Source organism: Neobacillus sp. B24 (assembly GCF_055381825.1).
Genome location: NZ_AP035777.1, coordinates 4,647,143 through 4,663,718, shown reverse-complemented (window position 1 = coordinate 4,663,718; position 16,576 = coordinate 4,647,143). Strand labels below are relative to the sequence as shown.

Here is a 16,576-nt window from a genome sequence, read left to right as displayed (position 1 = left end):
ATTATTTTTGCAATGATTCAAGCTGTTGCTTAATTCTTTGCGAATCGCGAGGGGAGCGGCAGATAATCAGGCAGGTATCATTGCCGCAGACCGTTCCGGCCTTGCCGGTAATGTCCGTTGAATCGAGCAGTGCCCCAAAGGAATGGGCATGACCCGGCAATGTTTTGATGATGACGAAATAGTTAATTACCTCCATGCTGACCAGTGCATCCCTGAGTTTGTGGCGTAGCTTTTCGGAAATCAAATGGTCTTGGTCAACTTTAAAGCTATATTTAGGCGTTCCATCCTTGGAAGGAACCTTGATCAACTTTAAGGTTCGAATATCCCGTGAAATCGTCGCCTGGGTCACACTTAAACCGCTTTCAAAAAGCAACTGCTGCAGCTCCTCCTGGGTTTTCACCTCTTGTTCAGTGATTAGTTCGGAAATTAGCTGTAATCTCTTCTCTTTATCCATCGGCTGAACCCGCTTTCATAGTGGTCTCATTTATAGCATATTGCTAAACTGCCGAGATTGAAATGAACAAAAGGTGAACTTATTTTGAAGGATTTGGGAACTAAATTTGAAAGTAGCAAAAAAGGGACTTTGATGTCCCTTTAATCTTTTAAAAAATGAATCTGCAAAGACTAATAGAATAAGGTAATGTTCTAACCATTTGCTCCATGTTAATGTCTCCTATCATCCTATTTGTTCTATATAGTGATCCTCGCTATTCATCCAAATAATTCCGACAATAAGCCTAACAAAAGGAAGGAAAAACGAAAGGATGTATAGTAAGGCTTTCAGTCCGCCTGACCCCCCATCACCTCACTAAAATCACTCAGCTTCGAGAGCAACTACTCATTGACCTGTATGTAAGCACCCCGAGGAATTTGCCTATCTTTTTTTTGGAAAATTTTTATAATTTTTCACCCATTCCCATCATAATAAGTTACAATGGTAAATAAGGAATTTGTTGGAACTTGTCCTATATTCTACTATTATGGCTAACGTTTTAATAGAATTGTAATATTTTTAATAGATTTGAAACACAATCGTCGATTTATCGTCTATAATGGTGAAGGAAATAAACCATCAAAGAGGGATGTAAAATGGGAGAACTTAAGCGAAAAAGACTGGTTAAGGGGACCATCTCACTCGCTGTAATGTTTGGTTTAATGGTTACTATTGTGCTTGTGACGAACTACTTCCAGGCAAATGCCGCCGGTAAGACTAGCAATCATGCAAAAAATGAAACAATCAAGACGGCTGTAGCTGCCAACGTTCATGCAGCACAGCGTGAAAAAGAGATGCACCGAAAGCCACAGGAAAAAGCAATGGATTCAAAGCAAAAAGAGCCGGAATCTACACCAACTGAAACAGCCACAACAGCTCCAGCTCCAAATACGACTGCTCCTCAAACAACGCCAACGGAATCCAACAACAATACTAACCAAACTCAGCCAGTAACGACACAACCGGCTATTAGCAGTAAAACGGTTTATCTGACTTTTGATGACGGTCCGTCAGCATTTAGTGGAGAGATTATTGCTTTATTGGAGAAATACAAAGCTAAAGCAACGTTTTTCATGATTGATGGCAATATTCGTAAACACCCGGATGCGGTTAAATTAATGGTCAACTCGGGAGAAGCTGTTGGGCTGCATAGCGTGTCCCACCGAAAGGATGTATTTTACGCGTCAGTAGGTTCAGTTGTCGGGGAGTTAAACCAAAATCGCAATACACTTTTTGAAATTTCAGGTATTGATTCGTTCTTAATGAGAACTCCATATGGCAGTTCACCGTATATGACTGATGAATACAAAGCGGCAGTGGCGGCCAATGGTTATCAGATGTGGGATTGGAATATCGACAGCAAGGATTGGTATTATAAAGATGAGCGTTTTGTCAATGCAGTCATCCAGCAAATCAATGCCAAGGCCAATCATCCTGGACCGCTTGTCATTTTGCTCCATGAACGGCGGGAAACACTGGCACATCTGCCGAAACTGCTCGACTATTTAACCCAGCAGGGCTTTGAATGTAAAGCTATTGACAGTTCCATGGTTGCTGTCCAATTTTAGTTGTACATTAATAGGGCAATTTGAAATACAATTTGTTATAATTAATTTGTAATTCCTCGAATTTTGTGGATTATAGTCAGAATAATGGGGTTTGATAATGGCCGATGATAAATAAACTCTTTCAAAGCAGCAGTTTCAAAAGAATTTTAATATTTGTTTTCATTGCGATTGCTTTGTATGCGATGAAGTCGATGATCAATTTGATATTACTGACATTTATTTTTGCCTTTTTAATGGATCGGCTTGTCCAATTCATTGAAAAAAAAATTCCGCTTAACCGCAGGCTGCTGGTGGTCATTTCGTATGCCACGATTGTCGGCTTGCTTTCTTATGGGTTGGTCATGTACCTGCCGATGATTGTTGGCGAAATTACCCAGTTAATTAGGCAGTTGACCGCCTTTTATACATCAAAACATGATAATGTGATATTGAATTATATTATCGGTCAAATTAATGAACAAAAAATCTCAAGCTACCTGGAACAGGGTGTCACCGTTCTGTTTAAGTATTTTACTGATATCAGCAAGATCAGCTTGCAAGTTCTGCTGGCGCTGCTGTTAAGTTTATTCTTCTTATTGGAAAAACCACGTCTGATTGAATTCACCAGGAAATTCAGAAGCAGCAAGGTTGCTTCAATTTATGTGGAAATTGAATTCTTTGCGCAAAAATTTGTAAGAACGTTTGGTAAAGTAATCGAGGCCCAGCTAATCATCGCGGTAGTTAACTGTGTGCTCACCACATTGGCACTATGGCTGATGGATTTCCCGCAGCTTGGCGGTCTATCGATTATGATTTTCATCCTTGGCCTGATACCAGTTGCCGGGGTCATCATTTCGTTGATACCGTTAACGATTATTGCCTATAGTATCGGCGGTTTCATTAAAGTTTTGTATATCGGTATTGCAATCGCCATCATCCATGCGATTGAGGCGTACATTCTGAATCCAAACTTAATGAGTTCGAAAACCAATCTTCCTGTCTTCTATACATTCATTGTGTTGATTTTCTCTGAGCACTTCTTTGGAGTCTGGGGACTGATCGTCGGGATTCCGGTGTTTGTGTTCTTGTTGGATGTATTAGAGGTTACGGAGACGAAGAAAAAATAAAAGCCCATTATTGGGCTTTTTTGTTTGGAGTGCAAAATGGTATGCTATGGTTATCAAGTTAATAGGAGGATTTTTTCATGAGTGAATGTAAGCTAGACCATACCCATGAAGATGTGCAAAAGAAATACGAGTCGCAGAAAGAATTTTTGCCTCAAGAGATGGTGCCATTATTTGAAGAGTTTTTCGCTAAAGAACACACCCAAGACATCCTCAACGAGGTGTTTCATTTATTGAAAAAATATGACTTGGCATCTGAAGAAGAGAAGAGCGAACGGACAAGCAGGTTATATTTGGTGTTGAGAAATCTATAAATTAAGCAGGGGGCCTTATAATTAGGTCCCTTTCTTTTTTTGGAAGAAATTTCTTGAAGTCTTTGGTCTGATGAAATATCATATTTTAGAAAATATTAAAATTAATACCAGCAAAAGAAAAGGGGATAACATGGGAGAAATACTTCGATTATTAAAACGTGGAAATAAGTCGGCAATGCTTGCCGCGATTGTGAATACGATTATTGCGATCATTAAAGGTGTTGCCTATATGTTTACCGGAAATGTTGCGATGTTTGCGGAAACGATGCACAGTTTGGGCGACGCCGCAAACCAGTTCTTTGTGTTTTTCGGATCAGCATTAAGTAAAAAGGCGCCAACTGAAAAATTTCCAAATGGGTTTGGCCGTTTGGTCAATCTGGTGTTGCTAGGAGCAGTGATAATCGTAGGGATTATGGCGTTTGAAACGATTAAAGAGGGCTACCACCACGCCGTTCATCCGACAAAGTCCGGTGGCTTTATTATCAACATTATCGTATTAGGGGCTGCGACCCTGTTGGAAACCTTTGTTTTATACAAAGCCTCGAAGGAAATTCTTCATGAAGTCGGCGTGGAGGCAAGCGGACCGAGTGTGTTCGCCAAAAGCTTCGCCAATTTGGGCAGGGCAAAGCCGGCTACCAAGCTTGTGTTTATGGAAGACACGGTCGCGACGATGGGCGGCGTTTTGGCGATCCTAGCGGTTGTAATTGCTCATTTCACTGATTTTCACCGGCTTGAGGGAATTGCCTCCATTCTAATTGGGCTGATGATGTTTTTTGTGGTCGGCCGGGTGTTTTTGGACAATGCGGCAGGCGTTATTGGCCAGGCTGATGAAGAAATGGAAAATAAAATTGGCACCATGGTCATGGCCGATCCAGATGTAAAGGATATTCAGGAAATTACCGTCATCAAGGAAGGCGAGGACTTGCACGTCGAGCTGGAAATTGAGGTCGACCCGAGTCTGACAGTGGCCCAGGCTGATGACATCAAAGACCGTCTCCATGAAAAAATTATTGCCGAAAACGGTGTGGTCGATGTCAAGATTGAGTTTGATGAAGAAGATGGCGTCATGACTTGGCAGGAAAACCAGGCACAGCCTGAAAAATAATAATCCTCAGAAATCGAAATTGCAGATTAAGCTGAAATATTTCCAGACGAATAATAAAGTCTATTTATTGGAAATCTACGTTTGAAGTATATTTTCTAGGGGGCATTCGCGAATGGTTGAGCACAATATCAGGCTGTCAAGTGCAGAAATTGCCGGATTATGGGCGGTTTATTTCCAGGAAAGCATGACCCTTTGTCTGCTCACCTATTTTAATCATCATAATCAAGATGACCAAATAAAGATGATTCTAGAGGATGCCTATCAGATTTCCAATGGACATCTGAAAACGATCTCTGGCTTCTTTCAGGATGAAGGCATCGCTTTGCCGGTTGGTTTCTCGGATAATGACCTTGACTTATCTGCCCCGCCGTTATTTTACGATATGTTTGGACTCAGCTTCGTTTATTCACTGAGCCGCCTGACGATGATTAATACGAGTTTTATTACGGCTAATGTTGCCAGACATGATGTTTTGGACTTTTTTGTAAGTATGATGCATGAATCATCGAATTTATACAAAAAATCTACAGAGTTAATGTTGGAAAAAGGAATATATGACCGTCCACCAATGATTCCTTATCCGACAGAAGTAGAATATGTGGAAAATCTTTCGTATTTAAGTGGTATTGGTAAAAAGCGTCCGCTTAACGTTGCGGAAATTACCGAGATATTTTTTAACACAGAGAGAAATTATTTTTCAATCTTATTGTGTATGGGGCTGCTCCAGGTCGTGAAGGATAAGGAAATCCATGAATACATTAAGCAGGGAAAGAAAATTTCCGAACAGCAAATTAGAACCTTTAGTGATATTTTGCTTAAGGAGGAATTGCTCGGGAACGTCTCCACTTCGATGGAAGTAACCGATGCAACTGTTAACCCTTTTTCTGACCGGCTTATCGTATCGTTGTTTCATTCTTTAAATGGTATTGATGTTGCTTTATTGGGCCATGCCTTGTCGCTGTCGATGAGGTCTGATCTAGCAATGCATTATCAAAAATACATTGCTGAGGTTCTTCTTTACAGTGCTAAAGGGGCGAATATTATGATGGATCGCGGCTGGTTCCAGAGCCCACCGCATGCTCCAAGCAGACGGAATCTCCAAAAGATAGATTAGGTTCGCGAAATGATGTCCGCGAACCTTTTTGTTATTCCCAAGGCTTTACTGTTGTAAAATAAGCCGCCAGTTCCTTACTGCTCTTCCGGTGCAATTTGCGTTTCTCTGCGCGTTCTTTACCGGTTTCAAACAGCTTTTTTTCCTCATCTGTTTCCGGGATGATTCTCGGCACCTGGGTTGGCTTGCCGTTTTCATCAAGGGCGACAAACGTTAAAAACGCCGTTGCTGCAATTTTTCGGTCGCCGGAAATGAGATTTTCAGCAATTACTTTTACAAAAACCTCCATTGACGAGTTGCCTGTCCAGCTGATAAATGATTCGATGCAGACAGAATCTTGCTGGGTAATTGGCTGTAGAAAATCAACCGAATCGGTCGAGGCTGTGACAACCTCTTTTCTGGAATGTCTTGTTGCTGAAATGGACGCTACCATGTCCATATCGCTCATCAACTTACCGCCAAACAGCGTGTTGTGGTTATTGACATCGTTAGGAAACACCCGGCCCGTTCGGACCACTCTTGATTCATTGCATGTTTTTGTATCCATTTTATTCAATCCTCCTCATTATAATGTACCCCTATTTTTAGTGAAAATGAAGCAATTGTGGTACAGTAACAGTAACAATGTTGTAAAAAAGGAGGCTCAACTCTATGAGTTTGCAGGCACAAATTATCAATGATTTAAACGTTTCCCCTTACATTGAACCGAAGGATGAAATTCGCAAACGGATTGATTTTTTAAAAAGTTATCTGCTGAAGACGAAGGCAAAAGGTTATGTACTGGGCATCAGTGGGGGCCAGGATTCTACATTGGCAGGACGTTTAGCGCAGCTTGCAGTTGAAGAGCTGCGCAATGAGGGAACCGATGCGACGTTTATTGCGGTACGTTTGCCGTATGGTGTCCAGCAGGATGAGGAAGATGCCAAGCGCGCAATGGCATTTATTCGTGCGGACAACGAGCTTGTATTCAATATAAAAGTTGCAGTTGATGAGGTACAGAAAGAGTATGACAAGATCACTCTTGGCACTCCTTTAAGCGATTATCAAAAAGGTAATGTGAAAGCACGGATGCGGATGATCGCCCAGTATGCAGTCGGTGGCATGGAAGGACTGCTCGTGATAGGGACCGACCATGCAGCAGAGGCTGTGACCGGGTTTTACACGAAATATGGTGATGGCGGCGCTGATGTGCTGCCGCTGACTGGTCTTTCGAAGCGGCAAGGTAAGGCGCTGCTGAAAGAACTTGGTGCTGATGAGTGTCTCTATCTAAAGGTTCCAACTGCTGATTTACTTGATCAGAAACCAGGACAAGCGGATGAAACTGAGCTTGGAATCACCTATGATGAGCTTGACGATTACTTAGAAGGAAAGACGGTCTCGCCGGAAATTGCCGGGAAAGTTGAAAAACGCTACTTAATGACCGAACATAAACGAAGAATGCCAGCCAGCATGTTTGATGATTGGTGGAAGTAATATGAAGGGAAGGGGCCGCCTTGAATGGGTGGTCCTTTTTAGAAGTCTAAAAGTACTTATCATTCGGTTAATAGGATCGGGTGCCATAACGCGTTTCAGTAGATAATTTTGGGGAACGTGTCATGTGATAAGGCTTCATAACGAGTTTGAGAAGAAAATCTGGAGGAACGCGTCATGAGAAAAGGTTTCATAACGCGTTTGAGAAGAAAACCAGGTGGAACGCGTCATGAGAAAAGGTTTCATAACGCCTTTGAGATGATAATCTGGAGGAACCCGTCATGAGAAAAGGTTTCATAACTCGTTTGAGAAGAAAACCAGGTGGAACGCGTCATGAGATAAAGTTTCATAACGCATTTGAGAAGAAAACCAGGCGAAACGCGTCATGAGAAAAGGTTTCATAACTCGCTCGAGAAGAAAACCAGGTGGAACGCGTCATGAGATAAAGTTTCATAACGCATTTGAGAAGAAAACCAGGCGAAACGCGTCATGAGAAAAGGTTTCATAACGCGCTCGAGAAGAAAACCAGGCGAAACGCGTCATGAGAAAAGGTTTCCTAACGCGTTTGAGAAGAAAACCAAGCGAAACGCGTCATGAGATAAAGTTTCATAACGCATTTGAGAAGAAAACCAAGCGGGAGGTGTTATGAGAAAGTGTCATATAAAGTTTTTGAAAGAAAACCAGATGGAACTTGTCATAAGGACTCTAAATTTCATGGTGCCTAACCAAAGAAAAAACCCAAATACCATACTTATTTAAACCCATATCCCAACAATGCCTCTATTTTTCCACAAATTCTCCCTCAAACGTTCACAACCACTAAACCACATTCAAACAAATCAACTTTATAATGGAAATCAATAGAAATCCGGAAAGGTGGCCATTCACTGTGAAAAAGCTTGTAATAATTACATCTATTCTGCTACTTATGGCCGGCCTATTCTACACTAAGTATTTTACCATGCTGCTGGATGCCAAAGGAGCCGCTATTGTAATCAATCAATTTCGTTAAACAGCGAACAAGATAAATACAAGCAAATCTCCAGAATCAAAAAGGCTATGGCAGAGGAATGAAATCGTTTTTAAAATATTCACAAAAATTCTATAAAATTAGACGTGATGGAGGCTTTCCCGGGTCTATAATAAAATCAAGAAAAAGTCTGGCAAATTAAGGTGGTGTTAATGTTGAAGTCCCCCCAATTAACGGAAAGCAAATTTCTGGTCTATTCGACTATGGCAATCGTTTTGCTGCTTGGCGTCCATCTGTTCCAGCAGCAAATCAATCTATTTTATAACCAGGACAATTACGTTGGTTTGCATACGCTGCTTGAGAGCTTCAGCATCTCCACCTCTTCCGCGATCATGTTATATGGACTTAAAAACTTTGGAAAGTCACAGTCCAGTCAGATGCTGCTGCTGTCATTTACCTTTTTGGTTGTCGGGACGTTGGATATGCTGCATACCTTAACGTTTAAAGGAATGCCGTTATTCCTCACACAAAGCACAGTGGCCAAAGCTACCTGGTTTTGGGTATCAGCACGAACCATTCAAGCGCTGCTGATTTTAGCGATCCTGCTGCTTCCGGATAGGAAATTAAGACGAGATTACCGTTTTCCCATGTTTTTGTTGGCAGCTTTCATCATAGCTGCAGTTGGAGCTGTGGTCTTTACGTTTGAAAAAAGCCTTCCCCTTTTAGTAATTGAAGGGCAGGGAACGACTTTATTAAAAAACGGAATCGAATATTTTGTCTGCTTTATTCAGTTTATCGCGCTCATTTTCACCCTTTACCAATATCATATTGAAAAAAGCGAAACGAAGCTGTCGATTGCCCTGGCACTGTTCTTTCTGCTGTTAACCAGTTTAATTTTTACAATTTACCGCAGTGTGTTTGACCTCGATAATTTTACCGGGCATATTTTTAAAGCGTTCGGCTTTTACTATATTTTAAAAGGCTTTTATTTTAAAAAAGGAGAGTTCGAGCGAGCGGAACTGGAGCACCAAAAGTTAATCAACGAAATGCCAGGTTTTATTTTTAAGGCAGTCAAAAAGGGCAATCAATTTGTCTTTACGTATGGCGCGGGTGAATTACTCGAGCATTTGCACATTGAAAAAGAAGAGATAATCGGTAAGTCGGTGGGCGAAATATTCATTGCTAATCCAGCTATCATCCATGAATATTGCCGTTTGGCTTTGAGTCTTCAAGAGAAAACAGTTTTTGAAATAGATCATTTTGATAAAACGCTGCTAATCTCGATTAAACCTGGTTTCGACGAGTTTGAACAGGAAGTGGTCCTCGGTTCAGTTATTGAGATGACGGGATTCTATCAGGAGCCTGCTGTAAAAGATAAAGGCAAGAAAAAAGCAAAGTTTGCTGTTATGTAATCCTGTAATGGGTTACATTTTTTTTGCTAAATTATTTTAATTCTCTAATACTTTAGCTTGGTAAAATTTCTCGTTGACAGATGTGCACACTGACCTTTAATATATTAGCATACTAAAGCGAAATGAACTCTTCGAGAGGGGCATATACATCATGGGGAAGTCAAATAAATTAGGTTTATGGGTATTAACGGCATTGGTCGTTGGAAATATGGTTGGATCAGGAATTTTTATGCTGCCAAGGTCGTTATCGGAAGCAGCAAGCCCTGCTGGTGTCATCGCCGCTTGGCTGTTGACCGGTTTTGGTGTTTTGACGATTGCTCTTGTGTTCGGTAACTTAGCAATTCGTAAGCCAAACCTAACGGGTGGTCCGCAAATTTATGCGAGTGCACTATTTAAGGAAGGCAGTACAGCCTCGAAATTGTCAGGATTTATGTCTTCATGGGGCTATTGGGTCGGGAACCTGGCCGGGATTGTCGCGGTCATCATGACCTTTGCCAGTTATTTATCGACGTTCTTTCCAATTCTAAACAGTACGACAACATGGTTTACAGTTGGCGATTTCACGGTTAAAGTTGGGAACGGCTTAACCTTTATCATTTGTACAATTCTTTTGTGGGGCATCCACTTTATCATATTACGCGGAATGGAAAGCGCCGGAAAATTAAACTTTCTGGCCACAGCCGCAAAAGTAGTCGGTTTCTTTCTATTTATTATTGTCGGTTTGTTTGCCTTTGAAAAAAGCAATATCCTCCCGATGGCAGCAACGAGACTGGACGAAGCGGGACAAGCTATCGGCATGTTGTCGCAAATTAACAGCGCCGCGGTCAATACGTTATGGGCGTTCATCGGGATTGAGTCTGCGATGGTGTTCGCCGGCCGAGCGAAAAAACAGACTGATGTTAAACGGGCAACGATTCTCGGCTTATTTATCGCACTGGCGATTTATATCGGTATCAGCACATTAGCAATGGGGATGCTGGACCAGAATACCTTGGTTCATTCAGAAAAGCCATTAATTGATGCGATTCAAACTGTATTGGGACCTCTAGGCGGAAAAGTATTGGCGGCAGTTGGATTGGTTAGCTTGTTTGGCTCGACGATTGGCTGGGTCATGTTAAGTGCAGAGGTGCCATATCAAGCTGCGAAGCAAGGATTATTCCTGCCTTCATTTTTAAAAGAAGATAAAAAGGGCTTGCCGTCCTATTCACTGCTATTAACAAATGGATTAGCGCAAATCTTTGTATTTTCAACGATTTCCAAATCGATTTCTGGAGCATTTGACTTTGTGATTTTGATTGCAACATTGGCGTATTTGGTACCCTACTTCATTTCTTCGGTGTATCAGTTGAAGCTGGTGGTGTCTGGCGAAACATACGAAAATGGGAAATCAAGAGTGGGCGACGGTATCATCGCTTTAATCGCCACCATTTATTCGACTTGGGTCATCATTGCCGGTTCGGGCGACCTCAAAACATTTGGCTTTGGCGTCCTGTTAATAGTAAGTGGTATTCTCTTCTGCCGGCCAATTTTGAAAAAACAGACAAAAGTCAAACAAAAAGAAGCCTTAGTATAACCTATCGATATTTTTCGATAGGTTTTTATTTTTAAAAAAGGGGAAAAATAACCCTAAATTAACTTCTTTGACAGAATAAAGTTATTGTATTACCATTATCAGTGGTAATGAAAATCCGATAAAACAACTAAGAATTGAGGGATTTAGGAATGAAAAAATTATCAGTGCTATTTGCGTTATTACTGAGCTTCATGCTACTTTTGGCAGCATGCGGCAAGGATGATGCCAAAAAGGATGAAAACAAGGACGATAACAAAACGGCAGAAAAAGCCGATGATAAAGATTTACTCGCCGAAATCAAGGATGATGGAAAGATCCTTGTCGGAACGGAAGGTACATACCCTCCATTTACATTCCATGATACAAGCGGTAAATTAACCGGTTTTGACGTTGAGTTAGCTGAAGAAGTGGCGAAGCGTATCGGTGTAAATGTGGAGTTCAAGGAAACCCAGTGGGATGGAATGTTTGCCGGACTGGATGCCAAGCGCTTTGATATGATTGCCAATGAGGTCGGAATTCGCCCGGACCGCCAGGAAAAATACGATTTCTCTGATCCGTATATTAAATCTGCTGCGGTATTAATTGTATCGAAGGATAACGACAAGGTAAAAGCTTTCGAAGACATTAAGGGATTAAATGCTGCGCAATCGCTGACAAGCAATTATGCTGATATGGCTAGGAAGTATGGTGCGAATATTGTCGGAGTGGAGGGCTTCCAACAGTCCGTCGAACTCCTCACTCAGAAACGTGTGGATTTAACAATTAATGATAAAATTTCCTACCTTGATTATATGAAGCAAAGACCAGATGCACCGATCAAGATTGCAGCTACTAGTGACGATGCTTCTGCCAGCGCGTTCATGTTCAGAAAGAACAGTGACCCCCTTGTTGATGAGGTCAATAAAGCATTAAAAGCTATGGTAGATGACGGCACTTACACAAAAATCTCCGAGAAATGGTTTGGTGAAGATGTACTTAAGTAGTATTTTTACTGACCCTGAACGGGCCGAAAAGCTCATCGATATTGCAAAAAACTCCCTCTGGCCGATGCTGGAGGGAGCTATTATGAACACGATTCCGTTAACACTAATTTCGTTTGTTATCGGATTAATTTTAGCAGTGTTGACGGCACTCGCCCGGATTTCACATTCGAAACTCCTGCAAGGCATTGCCCGAGTCTACGTTTCCGTCATTCGGGGCACACCATTATTGGTGCAATTATTCATTATTTTTTACGGGCTGCCGAATGTCGGGATCACACTCGAACCGTTTATTTCTGCGGTCATCGGGTTCAGCTTAAGCGTGGGCGCGTATGCTTCGGAAATCATCCGTGCTGCGATTCTGTCGATTCCAAAAGGCCAATGGGAAGCAGGCTATTCCATCGGCATGACCTATACCCAGGCTTTAAAAAGAATCATCCTGCCGCAGGCCTCAAGGGTATCGGTACCGCCATTATCGAATTCGTTTATTAGTCTTGTTAAAGATACTTCGCTTGCGTCGCTAGTGCTGGTGACGGAAATGTTCCGCCGCGCCCAGGAAATCGCCTCCCGGAACTATGAATTCTTGCTCGTCTATGCTGAGGCAGCATTCATTTACTGGGTTATCTGCTTTTTCCTATCAATTTTACAGCAGTACATGGAAAAGCGGTTGGATAGGTATGTGTAGGGAGCGAAAATTAACGATTTTTATATGATTTATGCTCGTACTTTCAAGCTTATTTGCGGCATTTACGCTTTTATTTGCGAATTTTAATGTTTTATTTGCGAATTTACCGCTTTTATTTGCGAATCGCTTTTCGCATTAACAAGTCCCAAAGAAAAAAGGGAGTAATACCATGATTTCAATAAAAGGATTACACAAGCAATTCGATCAGCTTGAGGTTTTAAAAGGGATTGACCTTGAGGTGGAAAAGGGGAAGGTTGTCGTTGTGATTGGCCCGTCCGGATCCGGCAAGACGACCATGCTCCGCTGCCTCAATGTACTCGAGACTCCAACGAGTGGCGTCATTTCTATCGAGGGTAAGAGCCTTGATTTTTCTAAAGCTGTTCCGAAAAAAAATATTGCCCAGTTCCGGCGTTTAACCGGAATGGTATTTCAAAACTATAACTTGTTTCCGCATAAAACGGCGCTTGAAAATGTTATGGAGGGACCGGTCGTTGTCAAAGGCGAGTCAAAAGACACGGCCCGGAAAAAAGCATCAGCGCTGCTTGAAAAAGTTGGTCTCGGCGATAAAATGGATTACTATCCAGCCCAATTATCAGGCGGGCAGCAGCAGCGGGTTGGAATCGCCCGCGCCTTGGCGATGGAACCTGAAGTTATGCTGTTCGACGAACCCACCTCGGCACTCGACCCTGAACTTGTCGGTGAGGTGTTGAAGGTAATGAAGGACCTCGCCCAAGAGGGGATGACGATGATAGTCGTGACTCACGAAATGCGCTTTGCCCGAGATGTGGCCGATGAAGTCATCTTCATGGACGGCGGAGTGGTGGTTGAACGCAACAAGCCGGAGGAGATTTTCACCAACCCGAAAGAGGAACGGACAAAGAAGTTTTTGAATATGATTCAATAAGGTGCTTCAGCTTTTTGCTGAAGCATTTTTTTTGTAAAATATTTTTATCTACTGTCGAATATTGGAAAGGTTAGGTATAATTATAACTAGGAAACTTGCAAAACTATTATCTTGGAAAATAACATAATTTTACCATAAAATAGTGAAACTTTTCCCTTTTTTGTTCGTATTACATACTGTACATAAGCATCAAGGAAGGACTGATGCCTCATGCTGAATTGAAAGTCAAATCCCCTGAAGTACCCTTTCCTTTGTATTTCCAACAATACAATTTTTGAAAAGGAATGATGCGAATGGAACTATTCGGCCTGCCCATTGCGACGATTTATTTGTACGCCCTGATTATTTCGGGAGTCTTAACGTTCTTGTATGTCTTGTTTGCGGATGTGTTTCATTTCGATACTGGTGATCTTCACTTCTTAAATCCGGTACTAATATTGGCGTTTATCACGCTTCTTTCCGCAAGCGGCTACTTGTTTGAACGATTATCAAGCCTGCATGATTTACTTATTTTAGGCATCTCCGCAGTTATCTCATTTTTTCTTGTTACCTTACTAAATGTTTTTGTTCTCGTACCGCTGTCCTCCGCAGAGGAGTCCCTGGTTTATAAAGAATCTGACCTCAGGGGACGGATTGGCAAGGTGATCACGCCGATTCCTGTTGATGGCTACGGTGAAGTAATCATTGAGAACGCCAGCGGCCGGATTGCCAAACCTGCGACCAGCTTTGATGGTATAGCAATTCCAAACGACACAAAGGTGCTCGTGGTCCAGGTGGAAAACGGTGTTCTACAAGTCACGATTCATCAGGAAATAGAAAGCTTTTTATAGTTAGTTACTCGGCGGAATCTACCTCTGCCGGCTAAAATATTCATTAAGATAGAAAGAGGAGGTAATGGTATGGAATTTAGCTTTGTATGGATTATCATCGGGATTGTCGCACTTATTTTAATCGCACTAATTGGAGTCTTTGTTACCAAGTACAAAACTGCAGGTCCGGACGAGGCCCTAATTGTCACAGGAAGTTTTCTTGGAAATAAAAATGTGCAAGTAGACGAAGCGGGAAATAAAATCAAAATTATCCGTGGCGGCGGTACGTTTATCCTGCCAGTTTTTCAACAGGCCGAGCCGTTAAGTCTATTATCTAGTAAACTTGAAGTTACCACGCCTGAAGTATATACCGAACAAGGAGTTCCGGTTATGGCCGATGGGGTTGCCATCATCAAAATTGGCGGCTCGATTAGCGAAATTGCCACTGCCGCTGAACAATTCCTTGGAAAACCCAAAGAAGATCGGGAAAATGAAGCGAAGGAAGTTCTTGAAGGGCATCTGCGCTCCATCCTTGGTTCCATGACAGTCGAAGAAATTTATAAAAACCGTGATAAATTCTCGCAAGAGGTTCAACGTGTCGCATCACAAGACCTGGCGAAAATGGGACTTGTCATCGTATCATTTACGATTAAAGATGTCCGTGATAAAAACGGCTATCTGGATGCACTTGGTAAGCCGCGGATTGCGCAAGTGAAGCGAGATGCTGATATCGCCACAGCTGAGGCGGATAAAGAAACCCGGATTAAAAAAGCTGAAGCAGACAAAGAAGCCAAACGTTCTGAATTAGAGCGGGCCACTGAAATCGCCGAAGCAGAAAAAGTGAATCAATTGAAAACAGCAGAATTCCGCCGCGAGCAGGATATTGCCAAGGCGCGCGCCGATATGGCCTACGATCTTGAAAGTGCCAAGGCCAAACAAGATGTTACTGAACAAGAAATGCAAGTCAAAATTATTGAGCGTCAAAAGCAAATCGAGCTCGAGGAAAAAGAAATCCTTCGCCGTGAGCGTCAATATGATTCCGAAGTGAAGAAGAAAGCCGATGCCGACCGCTATGCGGTTATCCAGGCTGCTGAAGCGGAAAAAGCGAAGCAAATCGCTGAAGCAGAAGCGAATAAATACCGGATTGAAGCAATGGCGAAAGCGGAAGCGGAACGAGTCCGCATCGACGGTCTTGCCAAAGCGGAAGCACAAAAGGCCCAAGGTCTATCAGAGGCGGAAGTTATCCGGATGAAAGGTCTTGCCGAAGCGGAAGCCAAGGAAAAAATCGCCGAAGCGTTCGAAATGTTCGGCCAGGCAGCAATTCTCGATATGGTTGTCAAAATGCTTCCTGAATACGCGAAGCAAGTCGCTGCACCACTTTCCAATATTGATAAGATTACTGTCGTCGACACTGGCGGTTCTGGTGAAAATGGGGGAGGAGCCAACAAAATCACCAGCTATGCGACCAATCTGATGGCCAGCCTCCAGGAGTCATTGAAGGCATCTAGCGGCATCGACGTTAAGGAATTGATTGAGAACTACTCTGGGAAATCGAATGTAAAAAGCAGCATTCAAGAATTAACTGACGTAATTAAGAAGGAAGATTAATAGAGTAATGGAATCCCTGCTGGGCATGTGCCTGGTAGGGATTTTTTTGTGCGAAAAAAGAGCTCGCATAGAAAGGCCATATGCGACCGTAAACAAAAGAAAAAGTGCTCCACATTCAGGGGCACCCGTTTTATATAAGAGAGAGGTATTTTGGGATGAGTAAGAGAGCTTACTGCATCTAGAAGGTGATAACGAAAACTTTGGGGGTCCTTACGTATCACCTTCTGTAACTACATCCTATCGAAAAAGATTGAAGATGTTATGAAGAACTTGTGGTGAATTTGTGAAGTTAGAAAAATCACAGACCCAGCATGGTATATTAATGGTGGTAGTGTCAAAAGTTCTATGAAAACTCCTTAAGGGGTTAGGCTCCTTTCCACATATTGGGTGCGTCGGCCCCGCAACCGCTCTTGACAAACACGCCAATGGTTTGAGATTCCTTTATCAAGGGCGACGGGGACAAAAAGAAGG

The 16,576-nt window shown here is 42.3% G+C and carries 15 protein-coding genes; 13 read left to right on the top strand and 2 right to left on the bottom strand.

Annotated elements, in window-relative coordinates; translation table 11 throughout:
* Window position 1 precedes the first annotated feature (1 nt).
* Window positions 2-454: an arginine repressor gene (gene argR / locus ACZ43M_RS23225; RefSeq protein ID WP_464504879.1), complete on the bottom strand. Its 453-nt coding sequence runs from the start codon at window positions 452-454 to the stop codon at window positions 2-4.
* Window positions 455-1,089: 635 nt separating this feature from the next.
* On the opposite strand from argR, the gene ACZ43M_RS23220 reads away from it, so the two are divergent.
* From ACZ43M_RS23220 to ACZ43M_RS23200, 5 genes are all read left to right on the top strand, one after another.
* Complete coding sequence (locus ACZ43M_RS23220) at window positions 1,090-2,061, top strand: polysaccharide deacetylase family protein (protein WP_464504878.1); 972 nt, start codon at window positions 1,090-1,092, stop codon at window positions 2,059-2,061.
* 104 nt (window positions 2,062-2,165) lie between these two features.
* Window positions 2,166-3,167: an AI-2E family transporter gene (locus ACZ43M_RS23215; RefSeq protein ID WP_464504877.1), complete on the top strand. Its 1,002-nt coding sequence runs from the start codon at window positions 2,166-2,168 to the stop codon at window positions 3,165-3,167.
* A 77-nt stretch (window positions 3,168-3,244) separates the two neighbouring features.
* Window positions 3,245-3,478, top strand: a complete 234-nt coding sequence (locus tag ACZ43M_RS23210) for a hypothetical protein (protein ID WP_464504876.1) — start codon at window positions 3,245-3,247, stop codon at window positions 3,476-3,478.
* 130 nt (window positions 3,479-3,608) lie between these two features.
* Window positions 3,609-4,583: a cation diffusion facilitator family transporter gene (locus tag ACZ43M_RS23205; protein WP_464504875.1), complete on the top strand. Its 975-nt coding sequence runs from the start codon at window positions 3,609-3,611 to the stop codon at window positions 4,581-4,583.
* Between the two features lie 112 nt (window positions 4,584-4,695).
* Entirely contained in the window at window positions 4,696-5,697 is a 1,002-nt protein-coding gene (locus ACZ43M_RS23200) for a DUF3231 family protein (protein WP_464504874.1), read from the top strand.
* 31 nt (window positions 5,698-5,728) lie between these two features.
* Here ACZ43M_RS23200 and ACZ43M_RS23195 read toward each other — a convergent pair whose 3' ends face one another.
* Window positions 5,729-6,241, bottom strand: a complete 513-nt coding sequence (locus ACZ43M_RS23195; RefSeq protein WP_464504873.1) for an acyl-CoA thioesterase — start codon at window positions 6,239-6,241, stop codon at window positions 5,729-5,731.
* Between the two features lie 104 nt (window positions 6,242-6,345).
* Between ACZ43M_RS23195 and nadE the strand changes: the two genes are divergently transcribed.
* The 8 genes from nadE (at window position 6,346) to ACZ43M_RS23155 (ending at window position 16,105) form a co-directional block, all read left to right on the top strand.
* Entirely contained in the window at window positions 6,346-7,167 is an 822-nt protein-coding gene (gene nadE, locus ACZ43M_RS23190) for an ammonia-dependent NAD(+) synthetase (protein ID WP_464504872.1), read from the top strand.
* Window positions 7,168-8,346: 1,179 nt separating this feature from the next.
* Window positions 8,347-9,546, top strand: a complete 1,200-nt coding sequence (locus ACZ43M_RS23185; protein WP_464504871.1) for an MASE3 domain-containing protein — start codon at window positions 8,347-8,349, stop codon at window positions 9,544-9,546.
* Window positions 9,547-9,697: 151 nt separating this feature from the next.
* Window positions 9,698-11,119, top strand: coding sequence for an amino acid permease (locus ACZ43M_RS23180; protein ID WP_464504870.1), 1,422 nt, complete (start codon window positions 9,698-9,700; stop codon window positions 11,117-11,119).
* A gap of 149 nt (window positions 11,120-11,268) precedes the next feature.
* Complete coding sequence (locus ACZ43M_RS23175) at window positions 11,269-12,102, top strand: amino acid ABC transporter substrate-binding protein (protein WP_464504869.1); 834 nt, start codon at window positions 11,269-11,271, stop codon at window positions 12,100-12,102.
* Window positions 12,089-12,784 (top strand): amino acid ABC transporter permease, encoded by a 696-nt coding sequence (locus tag ACZ43M_RS23170; protein ID WP_464504868.1) that lies wholly within the window; start codon window positions 12,089-12,091, stop codon window positions 12,782-12,784. Before ACZ43M_RS23175 ends, ACZ43M_RS23170 begins: the two co-directional genes overlap by 14 nt.
* 169 nt (window positions 12,785-12,953) lie before the next feature.
* Window positions 12,954-13,688: an amino acid ABC transporter ATP-binding protein gene (locus ACZ43M_RS23165; protein ID WP_464504866.1), complete on the top strand. Its 735-nt coding sequence runs from the start codon at window positions 12,954-12,956 to the stop codon at window positions 13,686-13,688.
* Between the two features lie 293 nt (window positions 13,689-13,981).
* Window positions 13,982-14,518, top strand: a complete 537-nt coding sequence (locus tag ACZ43M_RS23160) for an NfeD family protein (RefSeq protein ID WP_464504865.1) — start codon at window positions 13,982-13,984, stop codon at window positions 14,516-14,518.
* A 69-nt stretch (window positions 14,519-14,587) separates the two neighbouring features.
* Window positions 14,588-16,105 (top strand): flotillin family protein, encoded by a 1,518-nt coding sequence (locus ACZ43M_RS23155; RefSeq protein WP_464504864.1) that lies wholly within the window; start codon window positions 14,588-14,590, stop codon window positions 16,103-16,105.
* Window positions 16,106-16,576 lie beyond the last annotated feature (471 nt).

Bases quoted from the DNA above. Each gene is read 5' to 3' on its own strand.
- argR (WP_464504879.1), bottom strand. From the start codon at position 454: ATGGATAAAGAGAAGAGATTACAGCTAATTTCCGAACTAATCACTGAA.
- ACZ43M_RS23220 (WP_464504878.1), top strand. From the start codon at position 1,090: ATGGGAGAACTTAAGCGAAAAAGACTGGTTAAGGGGACCATCTCACTC.
- ACZ43M_RS23215 (WP_464504877.1), top strand. From the start codon at position 2,166: ATGATAAATAAACTCTTTCAAAGCAGCAGTTTCAAAAGAATTTTAATA.
- ACZ43M_RS23210 (WP_464504876.1), top strand. From the start codon at position 3,245: ATGAGTGAATGTAAGCTAGACCATACCCATGAAGATGTGCAAAAGAAA.
- ACZ43M_RS23205 (WP_464504875.1), top strand. From the start codon at position 3,609: ATGGGAGAAATACTTCGATTATTAAAACGTGGAAATAAGTCGGCAATG.
- ACZ43M_RS23200 (WP_464504874.1), top strand. From the start codon at position 4,696: ATGGTTGAGCACAATATCAGGCTGTCAAGTGCAGAAATTGCCGGATTA.
- ACZ43M_RS23195 (WP_464504873.1), bottom strand. From the start codon at position 6,241: ATGGATACAAAAACATGCAATGAATCAAGAGTGGTCCGAACGGGCCGG.
- nadE (WP_464504872.1), top strand. From the start codon at position 6,346: ATGAGTTTGCAGGCACAAATTATCAATGATTTAAACGTTTCCCCTTAC.
- ACZ43M_RS23185 (WP_464504871.1), top strand. From the start codon at position 8,347: ATGTTGAAGTCCCCCCAATTAACGGAAAGCAAATTTCTGGTCTATTCG.
- ACZ43M_RS23180 (WP_464504870.1), top strand. From the start codon at position 9,698: ATGGGGAAGTCAAATAAATTAGGTTTATGGGTATTAACGGCATTGGTC.
- ACZ43M_RS23175 (WP_464504869.1), top strand. From the start codon at position 11,269: ATGAAAAAATTATCAGTGCTATTTGCGTTATTACTGAGCTTCATGCTA.
- ACZ43M_RS23170 (WP_464504868.1), top strand. From the start codon at position 12,089: ATGTACTTAAGTAGTATTTTTACTGACCCTGAACGGGCCGAAAAGCTC.
- ACZ43M_RS23165 (WP_464504866.1), top strand. From the start codon at position 12,954: ATGATTTCAATAAAAGGATTACACAAGCAATTCGATCAGCTTGAGGTT.
- ACZ43M_RS23160 (WP_464504865.1), top strand. From the start codon at position 13,982: ATGGAACTATTCGGCCTGCCCATTGCGACGATTTATTTGTACGCCCTG.
- ACZ43M_RS23155 (WP_464504864.1), top strand. From the start codon at position 14,588: ATGGAATTTAGCTTTGTATGGATTATCATCGGGATTGTCGCACTTATT.